Raw genomic sequence first — 19,539 nt, 5'->3', positions numbered from 1 at the left:
TCAGTCACTAGCTGAGTCTTATAAAACAGATTAAAGGGCATATTACGATATGCCCTTTTTTATACGCGTCGAAAAATAAACACCTTCACTTACCTTTACCAACCCAGCTCATTAATCAACGAATCACTATTTTTCTTGGAATTAATTCGATACCTGCTTGATAACGCTTGGCAGATGCGTTCAAGCCTAAACCCAATGCACTATCTGCAATAAGCTCAAACTGCTGCGGTAGCGAGTTAATTTTTATCGGTAAAAAATCTAATAAACGATTATCCCCAAACGTACCTATTTTTAGATTCTTCATCAGCTCTGGTTTTTCAATTAACACGTCTAAAAGACCTTCGAGTAAGGTATAAGAGGTGGTAATAATCGCATCGGGCACGGTATCTTCTTTGATCCACTTTTCAAAAATAGCCTTACCAGATTCATTATTGAAATGCTCACCATAACCGGTAATGCTTAATAAACCTTGCTCTTTTACCTGCGCTTGAAAGCCTAAATGACGTTGTCGTGAAATATTTAAATCTGGTAATGCGCCAATGAGACCTACCGAGGTGACCGCTGAATTAATCACAGATTGCGTTAGTTCATAGGCGGCATCAAAATCTTCACTAATCACACAGCTGAAATGCTCATCATCTAACGAGCGGTCTATAGCAATAATCGGTGTGCCCTGCTGTTGGATCTTTAAATAATATTCACTGCCATTCGGTAACACGCTAGCGACAAATAAAGCATCAATACGGCGGCTAATTAACGCCTCTACGACATTTTTTTCAGTTTCAGGATCATCATCGGAACAGCCAATTAATATCTGATAACCCGCTTTACGCGAGTTGTACTCTAATAATTTAGCCAGTTTGGCATAACTGGTATTTTCAAGATCTGGAATGATCAAACCAAAAGATCGACTACTACCCGCGCGTAATGCAGCAGCTGCATGATCAGGTCGATAATTATGCTCATCCACGACTGCCATTACCCTTAACTGCGTCTTTTCGCTGATGCGATATTTCTTTGCTTTACCATTAATGACATAACTTGCAGTGGTTTTGGAGACACCTGCAAGCTTGGAAACTTCATCTAATGTCATTATTCAAGATCCTTAATTATGTGGGCTGGATCATATAAATTTCCATCTGATCCTTTTATCTCTTGAATTATACGCTGAATCGATTCAGTATAAAAGCTGAAAGGATTCAGCACATTCTATTAGTTTGAAATTTGTACTAAATAACGACTCTAAATTACAACATTAAAGCGTGATTAGTCAGTAAATAGAATTTGTTGAATTTTTTTAATATTTTTGCTGAAACGATTCAGCTTTAAGATTTAAGACAGTAAACACTGTGAATTAATTGAACTAAATGAACTATCGCGAGAGGCTAAACCCCATGCTTACACTAATAAATGATGATATTACCCTACAACAAAGCGCTCAGGATAAAACCAGTGCCATTAAAGCGATGGCAGCTCAATTAACAGAGATGGGTTTTGTTAGCCCAAAATATGTCGATGGCATGTTGCAACGTGAGCAGCAAAATTCAACATTTCTAGGTAATGGTATTGCGATTCCGCACGGCACAACCGATACACGACATTTAGTGAATAAAACAGGGGTTGCCGTTCATCACTTCCCTGAAGGCGCAAATTGGGGAGATGGCAACATTGCTTATGTCGCGATTGGTATTGCAGCAAAATCAGATAAACACTTAGGTATTTTGAAGCAGTTAACGAAAGCCCTTTCTGAAGATGGCGTTGAGGAAAAATTAAAACAGGCAACAACAAAAGCCGACATCATTGCGTTATTAAATGGTGAAATGCAGCTTGAAGCTGATTTTGATGCCTCATTAATTCAATTACATTTTCCAGCCAACGATCTGATTCAAATGAGCGCAGTAGCAGGTGGCTTATTAAAAAATAATGGCAACGTAGACAAGCAATTTATTGGCGAGTTAGTGACAAAAGAGCCAACGTATTTAGGTAGTGGATTGTGGTTGGTAAGCTCGAATAAAGGCGTTAAGCGCGCCGCTATGTCTATTGTGAGCGTGGTAAATAGCTTTGAGTTTAATCATTTACCGGTACGAGGTTTAATTGCGATTGCCTCTGCGAATAACACCCATCAATCATTCTTAACCACTATCACTGAGTTGGTTTTTACGCAGCAACAAGACTCGATTTTATCAGCAACAACAGAGCAGTTGCTTGAACTGTTTTTATCTACTTCAACCAATACCAACGAGATAGCAATAGAGACAAGCAATGCCAATAGCGCCACCTTTAAAATTAATAATACACATGGTTTACATGCCCGCCCAAGTGCCATGTTAGTGGCAGAAGCTAAAAAATACGCTTCAAAAATTACTGTGTTAAATGTAAATGGTGATGGTAAATCAGTTGATGCTAAAAACTTAATGAAAGTGATCTCATTAAGTGTAAAACACGGCCATGAACTGCAATTTACTGCGATAGGCATTGATGAAAAAGAAGCACTTGCGGGTATTGGCGAAGCGATCGCATCCGGCCTGAGTGAAGGCTAATTAAGAGAGCACTTAATAAAAAAATCAAGAAAAAAATTAAGAAAGCAATTAAGAGACAAATTATGAATACGAATAAAAAACTACAAGTTGTCACCATCACCTTAAATCCAGCACTGGATTTAACCGGTAGCTTAGACAGTTTATCAGCGGGCTCAGTAAATTTAGTCAAGACAGGTTCATTACACCCAGCCGGTAAAGGCGTGAATGTTGCCAAAGTATTAGCAGATTTAGGCGCAGACGTAACAGTCACGGGTTTTCTTGGTCGCGATAATGAAGCGCTGTTTTGCCAACACTTTAAAGAGATGGGCGCACAAGATGAATTTATCCGTATTGATGGCGCTACACGTATTAACGTGAAATTAGTTGAAGATGATGGCCGTGTCAGTGATATCAACTTCCCGGGTATTAGTGTTTCAAAAGAGGCTATCGAGCAGTTTGAATCACGTTTATTTACGCTTGCAGAAACCCATGAGTTTTTTGTGCTTGCAGGTAGCTTAGCGACAGGAATTTCCCCTGAGTTATGTGCTAGTTGGATTGAAAAACTGCATCAGATGGGCAAAAAAGTATTCTTTGATAGTAGCCGAGCAGCACTTAAAGCAGGTGTAAACAGCCATCCTTGGTTAATTAAACCCAACGATGATGAGTTATCTGAACTAGTGGGTAGTCCTTTAGAAAGCCTACAAGAATTTCAACAAGTCGCAGAGAATTTGTCAGAAAAAGGCATTGAGAATGTGGTCATCTCATTAGGCTCAAAAGGCGTGATGTGGCTAGGAAAAAATAATCAAAACAATCAAAACAATCAAAACAACGCAGAATGGATTTACTCTCAGCCACCAAAAATGAACGTCGTTAGCACAGTGGGTGCAGGTGATACGTTAGTCGCAGGTTTATGTTGGGGGCAGATGCAAACAAATTGGTCACGCACTCAAATATTATCTTTTGCAACTGCGCTCTCTGCTTTAGCCGTATCGCAAGTAGGCGTGGGCGTAACAAATATTGAAGACGTAACAGCATTACAACAACAAGTAACACTCAATGTTCCTGCAAACGCGTAATAAGGCATTTGCTAAAATTTAAGGATAAAACATGAAAAATATCGCCATAGTGACGGCATGCCCAAGCGGCATCGCAAACAGTATTATTGCAGCCGGTTTATTAGAGCAAGCAGTAACGGCATTAAATTGGAAAGCCTCGATTGAATGCCAATCAAGCATCATGCCTGTTGAGCAATTAACGCAAGCGATCATTGAGCACGCAGATGCGATTATCATTACCAGCAATACCACGGTAGATACGACACGTTTTATCGGTAAAAAAGTCTATCAAGGGACTATTTCTGATTGCACGCCCAATGCACAAGCTTGGTTAGAAAATGCAGTGAATGAAGCAACAGAATTAACCTCTTCACAGGTGACAACGGCAACGCCCCTTACGATAGAATCAAACGTGATTAAAAATATTGTGGCTATTACCGCATGCCCAACGGGTGTCGCGCATACCTTCATGGCTGCAGAAGCGTTAGAAGGTGAAGCTAAACGCCAAGGTCATATTATTAAAGTAGAAACTCGTGGCTCTGTGGGTGCAAAAAACCAGTTAACCGACCAAGATATTAGCGACGCTGATTTAGTGATTATTGCCGCTGATATTGAAGTGCCATTAGAGCGTTTTAACGGCAAACGTCTCTACAAAACAAGCACTAGCTTAGCACTCAAGAAAACCGAACAAGAGATCGATAAAGCCTTTGTCGATGCCACGATTTTTCAAGCGTCAGGTAATACACAGTCTTCTCACAGCGATGAGAAAAAAGGCATGTACAAACACTTAATGACCGGTGTTTCACATATGTTACCCGTTGTGATTGCAGGGGGTTTATTGATCGCCCTGTCATTTGTATTTGGTATTGAAGCCTTTAAAGAAAAAGGCACCATAGCAGCTACATTAATGGATATTGGTGGAGGCGCTGCCTTTGCATTGATGATTCCTGTGTTAGCGGGTTTTATTGCGTTCTCAATTGCCGATCGTCCAGGTCTCGCACCCGGTTTAATTGGTGGTATGTTAGCAAGTTCACTTGGCGCAGGTTTCTTAGGGGGTATCGCTGCGGGTTTCATTGCCGGTTATTCTGCAAAATGGATTGCCGATAAGGTGTCACTTCCACAGTCAATGGAAGCGCTTAAACCGATTTTAATCATTCCCTTTGTTGCTAGTTTATTTACTGGTTTAGTGATGGTGTACATCGTTGGTGGTCCGGTCGCTGCCATTATGTCTGCGTTAACCGAATTCCTAAATACAATGGGCTCAACAAATGCCGTGTTATTAGGTGTGATTCTTGGCTGTATGATGTGTTTCGATTTAGGGGGTCCGGTAAATAAAGCGGCTTATACCTTTGGTGTGGGTTTATTAGCCTCTCAAACTTACGGCCCGATGGCAGCGATTATGGCCGCCGGTATGGTACCTGCATTAGGCATGGGACTAGCCACATTCCTCACTAAGAATAAATTTGAAGCAGGCGAACGTGAAGCCGGTAAAGCTTCTTTTGTATTAGGTTTATGTTTTATCTCAGAAGGTGCAATTCCCTTTGCAGCCAAAGACCCAATGCGTGTTATCCCAAGCTGTATGGCAGGTGGTGCATTAACAGGTGGTTTATCGATGTTATTTGGCGCAGAGCTATTAGCACCGCATGGTGGCCTATTTGTTCTGTTTATTCCTCATGCTATTACGCCAGTATTTATGTATTTAGTGGCCATTGCTGCAGGTACAGCAGTAACAGGTTTCACTTATGCTTTCTTGAAAAAGAAATCAGACACAACAGAAGCTGCAGTGGCTTAGTAAAAGTAACTTAACAAAAAAGAGGCTAGCCAGTCATAGTTAGCCTCTTTTTTTGCTCATTGTAAATGAACTATGTTCAGATGCTCAATTGGCTTAATACCGTTTGATAGCGCGATGCTAATTCTCGCCCTTTTTTGTGCACAATATAAAGCGTTTCAGATACCGGCTTTACAGGCTGATGAACATGTAATGCCTCTCTTAAAGCAAAGGCATTAACGGCACTTTGAGGTAAAACAGTAAAACCAATTCCCTCTGAAATAGGCACTAATATTTGGCTTAATTGATTTATGTAACTCACCGGTAATATTTTTTCGGGGTTTAATTTATTTAAGCTGGCATGCCCACATCGCCTAAAATACAAAGACAAATAATACAAAGCATCGGGATGAGAAATTAAACCACATTGTATTAAGAGCTCAGGCGTTAATGGTTCGTTTTGTAAGGCTTTAGGCAAAACTAACACTAAAGGCTCTTCTCCACAGACTTCACTGCTAAACAGGTGTTCACTGGGTTTTTCGGTAATGATCGCTAAGTCTGACAACCCTGCTTGAATACCTTCTAACATTCTTTTTTTCGGTGCGGCTTCTAAGTGAAAGGTTAACTGCGGATAACGTTTTTGAATGTTTAATAATTGTGGATAAATATGCAATGCCATCGAGCCAGAACAGCTAATACGGCACTGCCCTACTGTTGAATCATCGATATTTAAGCTTTCAATTAATTGAGATTGTTGCGCTTCCATTTGCAGCGCATATTGATAAACACGTCTGCCTTGCTCGGTCACTTCAAAGGTTTTGTTATAACGCTTTATTAAATTGTGTCCACAGGCTAATTCTAACTTGTTGATATGCTGACTAACGCCCGGCTGAGTCATAAATAACTTCTCTGCCGTTTGCGTAAAATGCCCGACTTCCACTAACGTTCTAAAGGTCTGTAACCACATTGGATTAAGCACATTATTCTCCATCAATATTTCACATAACGAAATATTTTCATTTATAGAGACAATCATAATTTATAAACGAAGAAGATCCTAAACATAGTTGAAAATAGATAAGCGGATCTATCATCAGCAATTAGCGATCGGATCCTAAATGGTGTTGAAAATAGGTAACTGGATCTATCATCATAAATTAGCGATCCGATCCTAAACGGTGTTGAAAATAGATAACTGGACCTACCCTCATCAATTAGCGATCAGATCCTAAAAATAGCGATCTGCTTTAAAGGATCTATAACCTTCATGCACACATTAATAAGCTTAAGAAGGCTAAGCACGTTCATCTTTTGGGCTGTCCATGACCACCGATGTCGCCACTGTATTTACCTGCGGAATACTACCAATCACGTTGATATGAAACTGTTTGTAAGCTGACAGGCTTTTAGTTTCCACACGTAATAAATATTCACTAGATCCAGTAATATTGTGGCATTCCACCACTTCTTTGGCGACAGATACCGCTTCTTCAAAATGCAGTTGTGATGCTTTGCTGTGATCAGAAAGGCCAATCGAGACATAAGCGACAAATTCAACCCCACATGCAGCCGGATTCAGAACAGCACGATAACCTGCAATCACCTTACTTTTTTCTAACTCTTGTACGCGTCGCAGCGTTGCAGAAGCAGAAAGGCCGATGCGATCCGCAAGCTGAACATTGGACAATCTTCCATCAATCTTTAATTCACGCAATATTCTTTCGTCAAACCTATCCATTTAGATAAATCCTTGTGTAAATAGTGTTATGTGAGCAAATATAAACACAAAATCCTGCCAACTTCTACATAAGATATGGGCACAAATAATTGAGCAGGAAAATAACCATGGAATATTCGCATTTATTGGCATTAAGTACCTTTGCATTAATTGGTAGCATTACGCCCGGGCCTAATAACATCATGCTCATGACATCGGGCGCGAATATTGGTTTTTATCGCACCATCCCGCATATGTTTGGCATTTTGATTGGTTTTACGCTGATGGTGATTGTGGTGGGATTAGGATTAATGCAATTGCTTAGCGCTTATCCGTTGTTAGAAACTATCTTGCAGTGGGCTTGTGTGACTTACTTGCTTTATTTGGCTTATAAAATTGCCACCAGCCATAATATGAGTCGTGATAATGATGCTTATCAGCCGATGGGTATTTTGGCAGCAGCCAGTTTTCAGTGGATTAATCCTAAAAGCTGGTCAATGGCTTTATCTGCCATCACTTTATATAGCGCCGGCATTAACAGCCTCTATGCGGTTTATATTATTGCAGCAATCTACTGCATTATTTATATCCCTTCGGCTTGTTTATGGGTCTTTGCCGGACAAAGAATGCAAAAAATACTCAGTAAACCGACTAACTTAAAATACTTCAATTACAGCATGGCAAGTTTGTTAGTCGCCTCAATGTTTTTTAGTATTTAGTGTGTAACGACTCAGGCCGTCGCTATTTAAGGTCTGTTCAAGATAAAGCTTCAGTTATCTGACGATAACCGTGTTAAAAAATGCTCACAAATTCATCGGGAATGAGTTTGAACATCTGTAAGGTGGCCCGAAGGGCGTAGTACAGGATGTACGTAGTATTTAAACGACTAAACTGCGCTTTTTCGCCTTGAACTAAGCATAAATAGCTTAGTCCTGAGCAGTTACTGTCTGTTTTCGTATAAAACAGATACGTTTCAGCAGGGTACTGAGTAGGTACTTTAGTGTTTTAATAAATTACGCTGAAATATCAGCTAATACTTTTAATTTTGTACGAATAAATTCGCTGTGAGGCACATAGATTAACCCTGCAACACGGCGAATGATCGCTTCTTCTATTTCATCTAAGTGGTTATCTGCATAAGCGGTGCGCCACATTGCTTCAATAACACTAATACGTTCATCATGATCAAGATCTTCAAGCTGCGAAGTAAAATCAAAAATAGACGTTGATTGCAGCACTTCCTCTTCGGCTAACTTCATCACCGCTTGCACCTGTGTTTTATCAACACTTAATAGTTTAATTAAACTTGCCTCAATGGCGACTCGTTCAACATCAGAGGTATCGTGATCGGCATAAGCAACGGCACATAATAGTGACGCGATGGCGAGGCGATGGTCCGTTTTTTCATTTTCAGCATCTACTTTTAATATTGATGCGAGATAATTGGTTATTTTTTTTATCAAAATAGCTCTCTCATTGAAATCAATCATGTTTGCATTAGGTGCAGGATGTATTATCTATTGGTAAGCCTAGCTTATGAAAAGTTCACAATAAAATATTATAACCATTCTTAAGGCCCCCAATGAAATTTAAAACCCTTTTAATCAGTCTTGCATTTATCTCTTTTCTTAGTGCATGCAACGAAACATCAATCCCTGTTGAAGGGCAACAATATCAACAGCTACCAACAACATTAAACAGTGAAAAATTTGATCCTGTTACAGAGGTCTTTTCTTTAGGCTGTGGTCACTGTAAAAAAATGGAAGCGATACTTCCTGAGTTAGAGAAATCACTCGGCCAAGATATTGCCAAAATGCATATTGTTTTTAACCAATCAGCACAGATTGCAGCTATGTTTTATTATGCAGCAGAAATGCAAACAGGTGGCGTACCCGATCATGCGTTTATGAATGACCTATTTGACGCGATTCAAATGCCACAGGACAGCACCATTGAGCAAAAGAAAGCTGTGATGGGTAAAGCCTTTGAATCACGTGGGTTGATTAGTCCGTTTAACTACGACGATCAACAAACAGAATTGTTATTAAAACGTGTTGATGAGATTGCGCTTTTATCAGAACAGTCAAAAATTAACGCAGTACCCACTTTTATTGTAAAAGGAAAGTATCAGGTGATTACGGCGGGACATGGTAAAACAGAAGAGATAGCGGAAACGATTAAATACTTATTAACAAAATAAAGATAAAAAAAAGCACGAGTTTTAATACTCGTGCTTTTTCATTAGCCCAGCTAAATCAATTAAGCAGCGTTCATTGCTTCTGATTGGCTTGCTAAGTATTCATCTAATGTACCTTGGAAATCGACCACTTCTTTATCTTTAATGTCGATAATACGTGTTGCTAGTGATGAAACGAATTCACGGTCATGACTTACAACAATTAACGTACCTTCAAACTCTTTCAGCGCGTTATTTAACGCTTCAATCGCTTCCATATCCATGTGATTGGTTGGCTCATCCATAATTAATACGTTTAAATCAGACATCATTAACATACCAAATAACAGACGGTTTTTCTCACCACCAGAACAGTTACGTGCTTTTTTGTTTGCATCGTCATCACTAAATAATAAACGACCTAACATGCCACGTACGATTAAATCACTATGACATGTTCTACGCCATTGCGACATCCAATCCATAATGGTTAATTCATTTTCAAACAGGTGACCACTGTCTTGTGGGCAGTAACCAATGATCGCATTTTCAGACCATTTAACAACACCTTCTTTATTTTCTAACTCATTCACTAAGCAGCGTAGGAAAGTTGTTTTACCAACACCATTTTCACCGATGATAGCAAGCTTTGCGCCCGCTTCTAAAATAACATCGCCTTTTTCAAATAACATTTCGTCATCAAATCCGTGGCCTAGGTTTTCTAATACTAACGCTTGGCGATGCATCTTTTTACCTGGTGCAAAGCTAAGACTTGGTGTCATACGGCTTGATGATTTAACGTCATCTAATTTAATCTTGTCCATTTTTTTAGCACGAGAACTTGCTTGTTTTGCTTTAGATGCATTTGCACCAAAACGGTTAACGAAGTCTTGTAGCTCTGCAATTTCTGCACTTTTCTTCTCATTACCTGAAAGTAACTGTTCACGTAATAACGCAGACTGCTCTAGGAAGAATTCGTAGTTACCTGGGTAAATACGTAATTCACCGTAATCGATATCAGCCATATGTGTACAAACAGAGTTTAGGAAATGGCGATCATGCGAGATGATGATCATGGTACATTTACGTTTGTTTAACTCAGCTTCTAACCAGCTAATAGTATGAATGTCCAAGTTATTCGTTGGCTCATCAAGTAATAATATTTCTGGGTTTGCGAACAGCGCTTGTGCAAGTAGAACACGTAGTTTCCAACCTGGTGCAACCTGTTGCATTAAACCGTAATGGAATGATTCTTCAATACCCGCTTCTAATAAGATTTCACCAGCACGACTTTCTGCACTGTAACCATCCATTTCAGCAAATTGGCTTTCAAGATCACCAACACGCATACCGTCTTCTTCAGTCATATCTGGTTTTGCGTAGATAGCATCACGTTCTTGCTTCACTTCCCATAACGCGGTATCACCCATGATAACGGTATCAATTACGTTTGATTCTTCAAAAGCGAATTGATCTTGGCTTAAGGTACCGACTTTAAATCCAGGCGAGATTGAAACATTGCCTGATGTAGGTGCTAATTCACCACTCATGATTTTCATTAAAGTAGATTTACCACAGCCGTTAGCGCCGATTAAACCGTAACGGTTACCGTGGCCAAATTTAGCAGAGATGTTTTCAAACAATGGCTCAGGGCCGAATTGCATGGTGATGTTAGACGTTGCAAGCATGTTGGTATTCCTAGTGTTAGCTAATTGATATTAACTAGCGAACTAGTAATATTGCACATAACGGTAAATAAAATAATGAGTGAAAAACACGTCTCATCGTTGAAAGGTGTTTATTCGGTGGCGCAGTATACGTGATCTTCATCAAATTTCCTCCTTTATTGACTATTTTTTAAACGAGTGGAGAAATAAGTATCATTATGTGTAAAGTTCGAGCAACACGCGTAAAAATGCGTCTCACAGAATCAACTCAAGTAAGCCTTTGATTGGACTCATTAGTTAAAGTACATCTTGCTTTACTTCCCTCTTATTAAGGCATAAATGTGAGTGAGACGATCAGCTTCAAAATTTCGAATATAAATATTGTTTGATTGGATTTTTTAACACCCCTTTCATAAAAGCATCCTAAGCTCATTGATTCGTGATATTTTAATCTTTGGAGTTAACAATGAGTGAACAAGAGACTAAAAAAGAAACCTCGCTAGAGCGTCGTTTTTTTCTTAAGAGTACTGCAGGTATTGCTTTAACTGGGTTAGGTACAACTGTGTTCAGTAGCGAATTACAAGCGGGCACTCATTGGCAAAAGTTAAACAATAAAAGCTCAGATAAGCACTTTTGGAAAAAGGTAAAAAAAGAGTTTCGACTTGATAAAAAAACCACTTATATGAATATTGGCACCACAGGTTCAATGCCAAAATCAGTACTCAAAGATTACGATAAAAACAATTATATTGTCGCTAAAAACCCATGGGATATGCAGGGAAAATTTGGACAATGGCCATACGTATCAGAAATGATTAGCAAAATAGCCCCAGGTTTTGGCGCACTGCCAAATGAAATAATCCTCAGCCGTAATACCACCGATGGCATGTGTAGCATTCTTAATGGATTACATTTTGAAGCGGGTGATGTCATTTTAACAACACATCATGAACATGTAGCCGCCAGCTCCCCTTTTCATGTTATTACTCAGCGCTACGGTGTTGAAGTCGTTTACCTTGATATTCCCGTGTATACCGGTAGCAATGAAATAAGCGAGCAGGACTTTGTGGATATTTTTGCTAATGCGGTTGCAGACTACGGGTCACGTATTCGCCTCATTACGTTTTCACATATCACTTATAAAACCGGTACCGCACTGCCCGCGAAACGAATTTGCCAAGAAGTCGCGATTCCAAATAACATCCCAACCTTGATCGATGGCGCGCATACAGTGGGTATGTTTAATCTTGATTTTCATGATATTGGTTGTGATTTTTACGCAGGATCCGGTCACAAATGGCAATGTGGTCCAGGGGCAACCGGTATTTTATTTGTACTCAACAATGCAAATCGTCTTGACCAATACTGGTCTGACAGAGAAAACCCATTGTGGTTTATCAACTCATCACTCGGCCATGCAGATTACCTAGGCACACAATTACAGCTTCAATATATAGGTAATGACAATTATCCCGCCAAACAAGCGCTTTGTGATACCTGTGAACTTTGGGATGAAATAGGCCGACAAAAAATAGAGACGCGTATTTTACAGTTAAGTAAATTATGTAAGGATCTTTTATTAGAAGCCTTTCCTAACGCCCACTTTTACGCACCTAATATCAGCGAGTTAAGCAGTGGTCTGAGTACCTTTAACCCTTATGACGATCAACATGATTTACCGATCTTGACCGCATTTAGAGATAAGCTGCGTGAAAACACCGGTTTTATCATCCGTACTACTGATTTTAAAGTGCACTCTTCCGATGTAAATGACTCGCATGCGTTGCGAATTTCAACACATCTTTTCCACGATGAAAAAGATGTATTTGAACTGGTTAATGCGATGCAGCAGATATATCAAACGATTTAAACACTGGCACCGAAAAAACAGAAATAAAAGTCATCGTATTTACCTTTCTTTCTGTTTTTACACATAAACCCCCTATATTTAGTCACAACTTAGTCAAAAGTTGCCTATGCTAATAAATACATAATCAAGCACAAAGTACCTTTATTAATTGAAAGGATTAATAATGAAAAAAAAATTAACAACACTCCTCTGCAATCGTTCCCTTTTTGCCTTCTGTCTTCTGCTATCTAGCTTTTTTGTACAGGCTTACGATCTGGCTGAAATTCAAGCCAAGGGTGTATTACGCCATATCGGTGTTCCTTATGCCAATTTTGTTACTCAATACAAGCAAGGTAATAAAACGGTTGAGGCAGGTCTTGATGTTGAACTAATGAAAGGTTTTGCGAAACATATTGGTGTGCGTTATGAATATGTAAAAGCCGATTGGGCAAATGTCTTTACGCTACTCAATGGGGAAAGTGCCCACTATAAAAATGGACAGCTCATTATCGGCGAACATAAACAAAAAATTGCAGGTGATGTCATCGCAAATGGCGCAACTACGCTTGATTGGCGAAAACAGGTAGTGGATTTTTCAGATGAATATTTTCCTTCCGCAGTATGGTTAGTTGCGCGTGCAGATTCAAATTTACACCCTATCACCCCCGCAGGCTCTACCGACCTCGATATCCAGCAAGTAAAAAAATTAATCAACAATGTTAATGTACTCGCAATGAAACATTCTTGCTTAGACCCTGACTTATATAATTTACAGCAAACAGGTGCAAATTTAATTTTTCCAGTAACTGCAAGAAAACTCAATGAAATGATTCCCGCTATCTTAAACGATGATGCCGAAAGCACTTTATTAGATGTGCCTGATACGTTAATTGCATTACAAAAATGGCCAGGAGAAATTAAAGTAATAGGACCTATTTCAGAAGATCAATTTATGGCCGTCGCTTTTCGTAAGGACTCACCTGAATTACGTCATGCGTTTAATTTATATTTACGTCAGCTAAGAAAAGATGGCAGTTATAATCGACTCGTTAAAAAATACTACCCTTCCGTTTTCCACTTCTATGGTGAGTTTTTCACCATCAAATCATAGCGAATAAACAATGTCAGGCGAAAAGAAGTTTACCTCCAGTAAAACCATTATTATCTATGCAGGTCTTGTATTAGGCGCTTATTTAGCGCTTGTTTTAACCGTAATTAACCTCGGACAAAACCGTTTAAAAGAATCGCAACACAATGAATTACAGTTAAAAGTGGCGCATTACGCAGACACTTTAAGTTATTTTTTTAGCATTTCGCAGGAAGATATATTGGTTTTATCAGAGGATAAAACCATGAGCACTTATTTTTACAACCGAAGCGCAGGCATGTCCATGGCTTATGGATTAGGATCGAGCTTATTTAAATTAGAATCTTTAATTAAGCAGCTTTGTCTTGACAGAAAAATTGATAAAGCCCCTATTTTCAAGCGTATTTCACTGATCAATCTTAATGGAAGCATGATCCTTGATAATACCCAGATCCCCTTTAATTTAGGCAGTATTAATGTTGAAGCGTTAATTAACGATGGCAATTCCATCCACATTGAACACTTAGATAACAACCTCAGTATCAAGTTATTACAAATCGTTTATCTGAACGGTGACCCTATTGCATTTATCGCAGCAGAAATTAACCCGCCAATTATTGCTCAACAATTGGTGACTCAAGAATACCTCGATAGTCCTAGCCGTTTAGAATTAAAAAGTGCTGTTGGCAACATTTTCATTTGGAATTCATTAAATAACAGCAGTACTCTAAGCGAAAATCAAGCGATAGAAGATAATGATTTACACTTTTTAGATGCCCCTGTTAGCAATACCCCGCTTACGCTAACCGGCTGGTATGAAGCAGTTAACGAACAAGATTTATTTACCTCTCACTGGTTTATTGTCGTCATTTCTTTACTCGCAATTCCTGTATTTGGTGGTCTTTATTACCTGATTCGTATCGAACATAATAATACTGTTTTACAAACAGAGGTCAGTACCTCTCAATATCAACAGCAACAATTGTCTGTGCATAACTTCCAACTAGAGCAGGAGATTAGTAAGCGTAAAGCGACTGAAAAAATATTGGAGTATCAAGCAACCCATGATTCACTAACAGGCCTTGTTAACCGTAATTACAGCTTAAACCAGCTCGCGTATGCCATTGAAGTGAGTAAACGTAATAACACCAAAATTTTAATCATGTTCTTTGATTTAGACAACTTTAAGCAAATTAACGATACGCTCGGCCATAGCACAGGAGATGAAGTGCTTATTGAATCCAGTAAGCGTTTACTTGATTCAGTGCGTAAAACCGATACCGTTGCGCGTTTAGGCGGTGATGAATTCTTACTTATTTTACCTGAGCTAAAAGACAACCAGCAAGCGACTATGTTGGCAGTAAAAATACTGTCTCTATTCGAGCAACCTTTTCATTTACATGGACAAGAATTTTTCACATCCATCAGCATCGGTTTATCTATTTATCCGCAGGATGGCGAAACACCTGAGAACCTGTTGAAATGTGCAGACATGGCACTATATCGCGCTAAAAATGCAGGCCGTAATAACTTTAGCTTTTACAATGCAGCCATGAATGTAGATGTATTACGTAATGTCACCATTAACCGACGATTACGTTATGCCATTGAAAATAATGATTTAGAGATGTATTACCAACCCTTAGTGGACTTAAAAACAGGCTGTATTATTGGTGCAGAAGCATTGATGCGTTGGACCGATGAAGAACTTGGTGCAGTGCCTCCCGATGAATTTATCATACTCGCTGAGCGTAATGGCTTAATTCATTCTCTTGGTGAATTTGCATTAACAGAAGCGTGCCAGCAAGCGGCTCAATGGCAAACAATCATACCCATACAAATCTCGGTTAATTTTTCTAGTGTGCAGTTTAGAGACTGCCATGCGCTCTTAACACAAATTAAAAGTGTGCTTGAGCAAACTGGATTACCCAGTGACAAACTCGATGTAGAAGTGACTGAAAGTTTACTCATCAATCAAGAGGATGAATTGAGTAGCATGTTAACTGAATTGAGAAATTTAAGTATTCAACTAACCATCGATGATTTTGGCACAGGGTATTCGGCATTAAGTTACCTGCAGAAATATGCTTTTAGTAAGCTAAAAATAGACCGCGCATTTGTGATGAATTTAGAAACCAATGAATCAGATAGATCGTTGGTCACCGCCATTATCGCAATGGCGAAAGCACTTAATATGAAAGTGGTTGCAGAGGGAATAGAAGAGCAAGCGCAAGCTGATTTTCTCAAACAACTTAATTGCGAATACGGCCAGGGTTATATGTTCAGTAGGCCGTTGCCCGCACTTGAGTTTGAAGCGTTATTAATCGCAGAGAAGAACCGTTCTTTCAGTTAAAAAAACAATTCTCAGTGCTTCTATTTAATGGTGGTAACTAATCGTTACAGAGCCATATTTACTGGTACTGTCTTGGCCTACAAACTGTTCGTTACCGCGTTGGGTAGCGAACGCAACACCCCAAGAGTTGTACATCAAGAATACCCCTAAACTCAGTAGTCCTTGCTCGTTAACCTTTTCGATAGAGTGGCTATCGGAAAACGTATTACCATCCAAGCTAATATCATTAAAGACATAACTTGCATAAGCAGACGCAAAAGCCTGCCAATAGAACCCTTCCCCTTTGCTACTTAATACATTCGCCGATTGACTATTAACGGGATTAATAAACGCGTAACTGCCATCTAACAGGTTACCAATTCGAAAGGTCAAACCAGTACCGACATCACTGCGTAAATTACCTATTCCCGCTTCACTGTATGAGCTTGCATCAAAGCCAACCGTGTCAGTGAATTTATAATCATAAAAACGTTCAATATGCTCACCTGAAACACGAAAAACCAATTCGTTATTTATCTGGTTATCCCAGCCTTCTGGTGTTGTCGCACCAATCGCTTTATGGATAATTGTCTGGCTTTGCTCTGCTAATGAAGCAGGACCGGCAATACCCAGCGACAACCCTAGGCTGTTCGCTCGATTATCTGCAAAGTTGCGGATTTTAGCGTGCCATAACATCGTACCGGCATAGGGACGATCATCTTCAATCAACGCTGGCTCTTCTATTTCAGTGGGTGTGTACATAGACTGAGAAAGCCCATAGGAAATCGCATAGGTCTTGCTATCCCCTTGATTGATAAAAGTCCAATCACTGATATAACGGATCCATTGTGGTATATCTAGCGACTCAAAGCTATCGTATTGCGAACGTCCCCATGCATAAGAAATACCATTGCTATAACCATCATCACTGGCATTAACGAGCGCCATCACGTCATTTTCAAAGGTAAACTGAGACCAGTGATTGATCTCTGGTTGTTCCGTTGCACTGACAAAACTTGAAGTAAACAGAAGGGGTGCAACAAGGTGACAGAGACTAAGTGGGCGAGTAAAAATGTTATCCATAATATAATTTTCGCTATTGACTGATTGTGGGGGAAATCAACAACCCCACCGGACTGATAAGGTTGTTTTATTGTTTAAGGTTTATCTATGTTGATAACTTGAATCGATTAAAAATATGAAACCTAAAGGTTATACCGAAAATGGGTACTTAATCGCTTCGTGATGCTCATAACCGACAACTTCAAAATCATCCATTGTTACCCATGTTTCTAAATCTTTTAAAGATTGGATTTTTGGATTGATCTTTAGCTGTGGTGACTCGTACGGTTCACGTTTTAATTGCACGTCACGCATGAGTTCAAGCTGGTCTTCATAAATATGTGCGTTGACAATTTTATGGTAAGCCGTACCTGCTTTTTTGCCAGTTATTTGCGCCATTAATGCCAAGAAGGTAAATACTTGCACTTGGTTAAAGTTAAGTCCTAGAGGGACATCACAAGAACGCTGATAACTCGTTAGGTGCAAAGTATCACCGACTAACGAAAAAGTATGTGTATGCATACAAGGACGCAAACAGCCGATATCAAACTCACCAGGATTATAAAACGTCACGATTTCAGCGCGATCATCAATATCCTGAGTTAAGTTATCAACTACCTTTTGAAGTTGATCGATAACACTACCATCGGGTTTCTTCCAGCTTCGCGCTTGAATACCGTAAACACGCCCCATGTCGTCAGTGCCTTTACGTGCAGGGTTATTAAGCCATGCTTCGTTAAGGTTTGAATTGGCATCCCATGTTTTAGTGCCTAATGCGCGAAAATCGGCAGCATTATCGTAACCACGGATATAACCTAGAAACTCTGCGATTGCAGAACGGTAAAAACTTTTACGTGTGGTGATCATCGGGAACTGATTATTTTTTACATCATATTCCAAATCTGCGTTAATCACGGTTAAGCAACGCTTACCGGTACGCTCATTTTCAATCCAGTCACCTTTTTCAACAATACGCTGACATAAATCTAAATACTGTTTCATTATTTACTCTCACTTTTTAGCGTAGAATTTTCTGTGTTTTTACGACTGTAGCCATAAGCAATCAAAGCAATACCCGCAATAACCATCGGTACTGACAGTATTTGTCCCATGGTTAATCCAAAGGTTAAGAACCCAAGGTGTGCGTCTGGCTCACGTGCAAATTCAACGATAATTCGGAAGATGCCGTAACCTAATAAAAATAGCCCTGCCACCGATCCCGCTGGACGAGGTTTACGAATAAATACGATTAATATAATAAACAGAACCACACCTTCAAGTGCAAACTCATAAAGTTGCGATGGATGACGCGCAAGAGGGCCACCATTATGAAAGATAATACCGAAAGGAGAATCAGTGACACGCCCCCATAATTCAGAATTGATAAAGTTACCAATACGACCCGCGCCTAAACCAACAGGTAATAATGGGACAATAAAATCTCCCACCGCTAAAATAGAACGTTTATTTTTAAGCGCATAAAAAACAATCGCAGTAACGACCCCTATAACACCACCATGGAATGACATACCGCCTTCCCATATTCTAAACAGGTATAAAGGGTTATCTAAGAATTGTGGGAATTGATAGAAGAAAACATAACCTGCTCGCCCGCCGAGAATAACCCCCATAAAACCGTAAAAGAGTAAGTCACTCGCTTGCTCACGTGTCCATACACCATTTGAGCGATCGCATTGACGATTTGCCATCCAGAAAGCAAAAATAAAACCCACTAGATACATTAAGCCGTACCAGCGAATATCGAGAGGCCCTAAGCTGATCGCAATAGGATCAATTAGAGGTAAAACAAAATTTGAAGCAGACATTTATTTGTCTCATTATAATGATTTGATAAAGAACATTATCATACCTGCTTGGACTCGTTAGCGAAACTCGATAATTCCTTTAAGCAATTATTTACATTAGACCTTTTAATCTACGTATTAGAAGGTCAGCCAACCGTTTAAGCCGTCTAACTTTTCTTTAAAGAAAGCGCGGCGCGTGCTTAACCAGGAAGCAAAACAAGACCCGCGGAAAACATTTAACATTAGTGCAACAAAAAATCATGTTTAGCGTTAATAAAGCGACTCGTTTTACATTTGTTGTTGCATTCAACATTCTATTTTATATCAGTTAGTTACGAACAAAACACAACCAAAAAACACTTAGAGTACAATTCACTTCCCCATGTAAATGATCAATAAAAAGTGATTTTGTTAAAATCTATGACGTAAACACATGCAATAATTTTTGATCTATCTACAATGCACGCCATTACACCATGATGGTGTCTACCCATTCTCAATC

16 protein-coding genes are annotated in these 19,539 nt (G+C 39.4%); 8 read left to right on the top strand and 8 right to left on the bottom strand.

All coding sequences use genetic code 11. From position 1 onward, the window contains the following. Positions 1 to 115: 115 nt before the first annotated feature. The gene (gene cra / locus CXF74_RS07005) at positions 116 to 1,093 is read right to left on the bottom strand and encodes a catabolite repressor/activator (RefSeq protein ID WP_101081698.1); all 978 of its coding nucleotides are present in this window, start codon (positions 1,091 to 1,093) and stop codon (positions 116 to 118) included. Positions 1,094 to 1,394: 301 nt separating this feature from the next. Between cra and fruB the strand changes: the two genes are divergently transcribed. The 3 genes from fruB (at position 1,395) to fruA (ending at position 5,366) form a co-directional block, all read left to right on the top strand. Then, positions 1,395 to 2,540 carry a fused PTS fructose transporter subunit IIA/HPr protein gene (fruB, locus tag CXF74_RS07000; RefSeq protein WP_101081697.1) on the top strand — a complete coding sequence of 382 codons (1,146 nt, stop codon included), beginning with the start codon at positions 1,395 to 1,397 and terminating at the stop codon, positions 2,538 to 2,540. A 62-nt stretch (positions 2,541 to 2,602) separates the two neighbouring features. Further along, positions 2,603 to 3,595 carry a 1-phosphofructokinase gene (pfkB, locus tag CXF74_RS06995; protein ID WP_101081696.1) on the top strand — a complete coding sequence of 331 codons (993 nt, stop codon included), beginning with the start codon at positions 2,603 to 2,605 and terminating at the stop codon, positions 3,593 to 3,595. A gap of 31 nt (positions 3,596 to 3,626) precedes the next feature. Next, positions 3,627 to 5,366, top strand: coding sequence for a PTS fructose transporter subunit IIBC (gene fruA, locus CXF74_RS06990; RefSeq protein WP_101081695.1), 1,740 nt, complete (start codon positions 3,627 to 3,629; stop codon positions 5,364 to 5,366). Positions 5,367 to 5,442: 76 nt separating this feature from the next. On the opposite strand, the gene CXF74_RS06985 is transcribed toward fruA, so the two are convergent. Beyond that, positions 5,443 to 6,321 carry a LysR family transcriptional regulator gene (locus CXF74_RS06985; RefSeq protein WP_101081694.1) on the bottom strand — a complete coding sequence of 293 codons (879 nt, stop codon included), beginning with the start codon at positions 6,319 to 6,321 and terminating at the stop codon, positions 5,443 to 5,445. Between the two features lie 315 nt (positions 6,322 to 6,636). Beyond that, positions 6,637 to 7,080 carry an Lrp/AsnC family transcriptional regulator gene (locus tag CXF74_RS06980; RefSeq protein WP_101081693.1) on the bottom strand — a complete coding sequence of 148 codons (444 nt, stop codon included), beginning with the start codon at positions 7,078 to 7,080 and terminating at the stop codon, positions 6,637 to 6,639. 107 nt (positions 7,081 to 7,187) lie between these two features. On the opposite strand from CXF74_RS06980, the gene CXF74_RS06975 reads away from it, so the two are divergent. Continuing rightward, on the top strand, positions 7,188 to 7,778 hold the full coding sequence (locus tag CXF74_RS06975; RefSeq protein ID WP_101081692.1) for a LysE family translocator: 591 nt from the start codon (positions 7,188 to 7,190) through the stop codon (positions 7,776 to 7,778). Between the two features lie 294 nt (positions 7,779 to 8,072). Here the strand turns inward: CXF74_RS06975 and CXF74_RS06970 are convergent, their stop codons facing one another. Continuing rightward, positions 8,073 to 8,522, bottom strand: coding sequence for a tellurite resistance TerB family protein (locus CXF74_RS06970; RefSeq protein ID WP_101081733.1), 450 nt, complete (start codon positions 8,520 to 8,522; stop codon positions 8,073 to 8,075). Between the two features lie 119 nt (positions 8,523 to 8,641). Here CXF74_RS06970 and CXF74_RS06965 point away from each other — a divergent pair, with 119 nt between their 5' ends. Next, positions 8,642 to 9,259 (top strand): thiol:disulfide interchange protein DsbA/DsbL, encoded by a 618-nt coding sequence (locus CXF74_RS06965; protein ID WP_101081691.1) that lies wholly within the window; start codon positions 8,642 to 8,644, stop codon positions 9,257 to 9,259. Positions 9,260 to 9,318: 59 nt separating this feature from the next. On the opposite strand, the gene CXF74_RS06960 is transcribed toward CXF74_RS06965, so the two are convergent. Continuing rightward, on the bottom strand, positions 9,319 to 10,923 hold the full coding sequence (locus tag CXF74_RS06960; protein WP_101081690.1) for an ABC-F family ATPase: 1,605 nt from the start codon (positions 10,921 to 10,923) through the stop codon (positions 9,319 to 9,321). A 445-nt stretch (positions 10,924 to 11,368) separates the two neighbouring features. On the opposite strand from CXF74_RS06960, the gene CXF74_RS06955 reads away from it, so the two are divergent. The 3 genes from CXF74_RS06955 (at position 11,369) to CXF74_RS06945 (ending at position 16,191) form a co-directional block, all read left to right on the top strand. Continuing rightward, positions 11,369 to 12,772 carry an aminotransferase class V-fold PLP-dependent enzyme gene (locus CXF74_RS06955; protein ID WP_101081689.1) on the top strand — a complete coding sequence of 468 codons (1,404 nt, stop codon included), beginning with the start codon at positions 11,369 to 11,371 and terminating at the stop codon, positions 12,770 to 12,772. 163 nt (positions 12,773 to 12,935) lie between these two features. After that, positions 12,936 to 13,862 (top strand): transporter substrate-binding domain-containing protein, encoded by a 927-nt coding sequence (locus CXF74_RS06950; RefSeq protein ID WP_101081688.1) that lies wholly within the window; start codon positions 12,936 to 12,938, stop codon positions 13,860 to 13,862. A 10-nt stretch (positions 13,863 to 13,872) separates the two neighbouring features. Then, positions 13,873 to 16,191 carry a putative bifunctional diguanylate cyclase/phosphodiesterase gene (locus tag CXF74_RS06945; RefSeq protein ID WP_101081687.1) on the top strand — a complete coding sequence of 773 codons (2,319 nt, stop codon included), beginning with the start codon at positions 13,873 to 13,875 and terminating at the stop codon, positions 16,189 to 16,191. 24 nt (positions 16,192 to 16,215) lie between these two features. Here CXF74_RS06945 and CXF74_RS06940 read toward each other — a convergent pair whose 3' ends face one another. From CXF74_RS06940 to lgt, 3 genes are all read right to left on the bottom strand, one after another. After that, positions 16,216 to 17,253: a lipid A deacylase LpxR family protein gene (locus tag CXF74_RS06940; protein WP_101081686.1), complete on the bottom strand. Its 1,038-nt coding sequence runs from the start codon at positions 17,251 to 17,253 to the stop codon at positions 16,216 to 16,218. Between the two features lie 129 nt (positions 17,254 to 17,382). Further along, positions 17,383 to 18,234, bottom strand: a complete 852-nt coding sequence (locus CXF74_RS06935; protein ID WP_101081685.1) for a thymidylate synthase — start codon at positions 18,232 to 18,234, stop codon at positions 17,383 to 17,385. Beyond that, entirely contained in the window at positions 18,234 to 19,058 is an 825-nt protein-coding gene (gene lgt / locus CXF74_RS06930) for a prolipoprotein diacylglyceryl transferase (RefSeq protein WP_101081684.1), read from the bottom strand. The genes CXF74_RS06935 and lgt overlap by 1 nt, the downstream gene beginning before the upstream one ends. Between the last annotated feature and the right edge of the window lie 481 nt (positions 19,059 to 19,539).

The sequence above is a fragment of the Psychromonas sp. Urea-02u-13 genome (assembly GCF_002835995.1).
GTDB lineage: Bacteria > Pseudomonadota > Gammaproteobacteria > Enterobacterales > Psychromonadaceae > Psychromonas.
This window is presented reverse-complemented; position numbering and strand designations above follow the sequence as displayed.

What these genes read in the sequence shown, in the direction of transcription:
- CXF74_RS06975 (WP_101081692.1), top strand. Translation starts at nt 7,188, where the DNA reads ATGGAATATTCGCATTTATTGGCATTAAGTACCTTTGCATTAATTGGT.
- CXF74_RS06980 (WP_101081693.1), bottom strand. Translation starts at nt 7,080, where the DNA reads ATGGATAGGTTTGACGAAAGAATATTGCGTGAATTAAAGATTGATGGA.
- fruB (WP_101081697.1), top strand. Translation starts at nt 1,395, where the DNA reads ATGCTTACACTAATAAATGATGATATTACCCTACAACAAAGCGCTCAG.
- pfkB (WP_101081696.1), top strand. Translation starts at nt 2,603, where the DNA reads ATGAATACGAATAAAAAACTACAAGTTGTCACCATCACCTTAAATCCA.
- CXF74_RS06950 (WP_101081688.1), top strand. Translation starts at nt 12,936, where the DNA reads ATGAAAAAAAAATTAACAACACTCCTCTGCAATCGTTCCCTTTTTGCC.
- cra (WP_101081698.1), bottom strand. Translation starts at nt 1,093, where the DNA reads ATGACATTAGATGAAGTTTCCAAGCTTGCAGGTGTCTCCAAAACCACT.
- fruA (WP_101081695.1), top strand. Translation starts at nt 3,627, where the DNA reads ATGAAAAATATCGCCATAGTGACGGCATGCCCAAGCGGCATCGCAAAC.
- CXF74_RS06955 (WP_101081689.1), top strand. Translation starts at nt 11,369, where the DNA reads ATGAGTGAACAAGAGACTAAAAAAGAAACCTCGCTAGAGCGTCGTTTT.
- CXF74_RS06960 (WP_101081690.1), bottom strand. Translation starts at nt 10,923, where the DNA reads ATGCTTGCAACGTCTAACATCACCATGCAATTCGGCCCTGAGCCATTG.
- lgt (WP_101081684.1), bottom strand. Translation starts at nt 19,058, where the DNA reads ATGTCTGCTTCAAATTTTGTTTTACCTCTAATTGATCCTATTGCGATC.
- CXF74_RS06965 (WP_101081691.1), top strand. Translation starts at nt 8,642, where the DNA reads ATGAAATTTAAAACCCTTTTAATCAGTCTTGCATTTATCTCTTTTCTT.
- CXF74_RS06940 (WP_101081686.1), bottom strand. Translation starts at nt 17,253, where the DNA reads ATGGATAACATTTTTACTCGCCCACTTAGTCTCTGTCACCTTGTTGCA.
- CXF74_RS06935 (WP_101081685.1), bottom strand. Translation starts at nt 18,234, where the DNA reads ATGAAACAGTATTTAGATTTATGTCAGCGTATTGTTGAAAAAGGTGAC.
- CXF74_RS06945 (WP_101081687.1), top strand. Translation starts at nt 13,873, where the DNA reads ATGTCAGGCGAAAAGAAGTTTACCTCCAGTAAAACCATTATTATCTAT.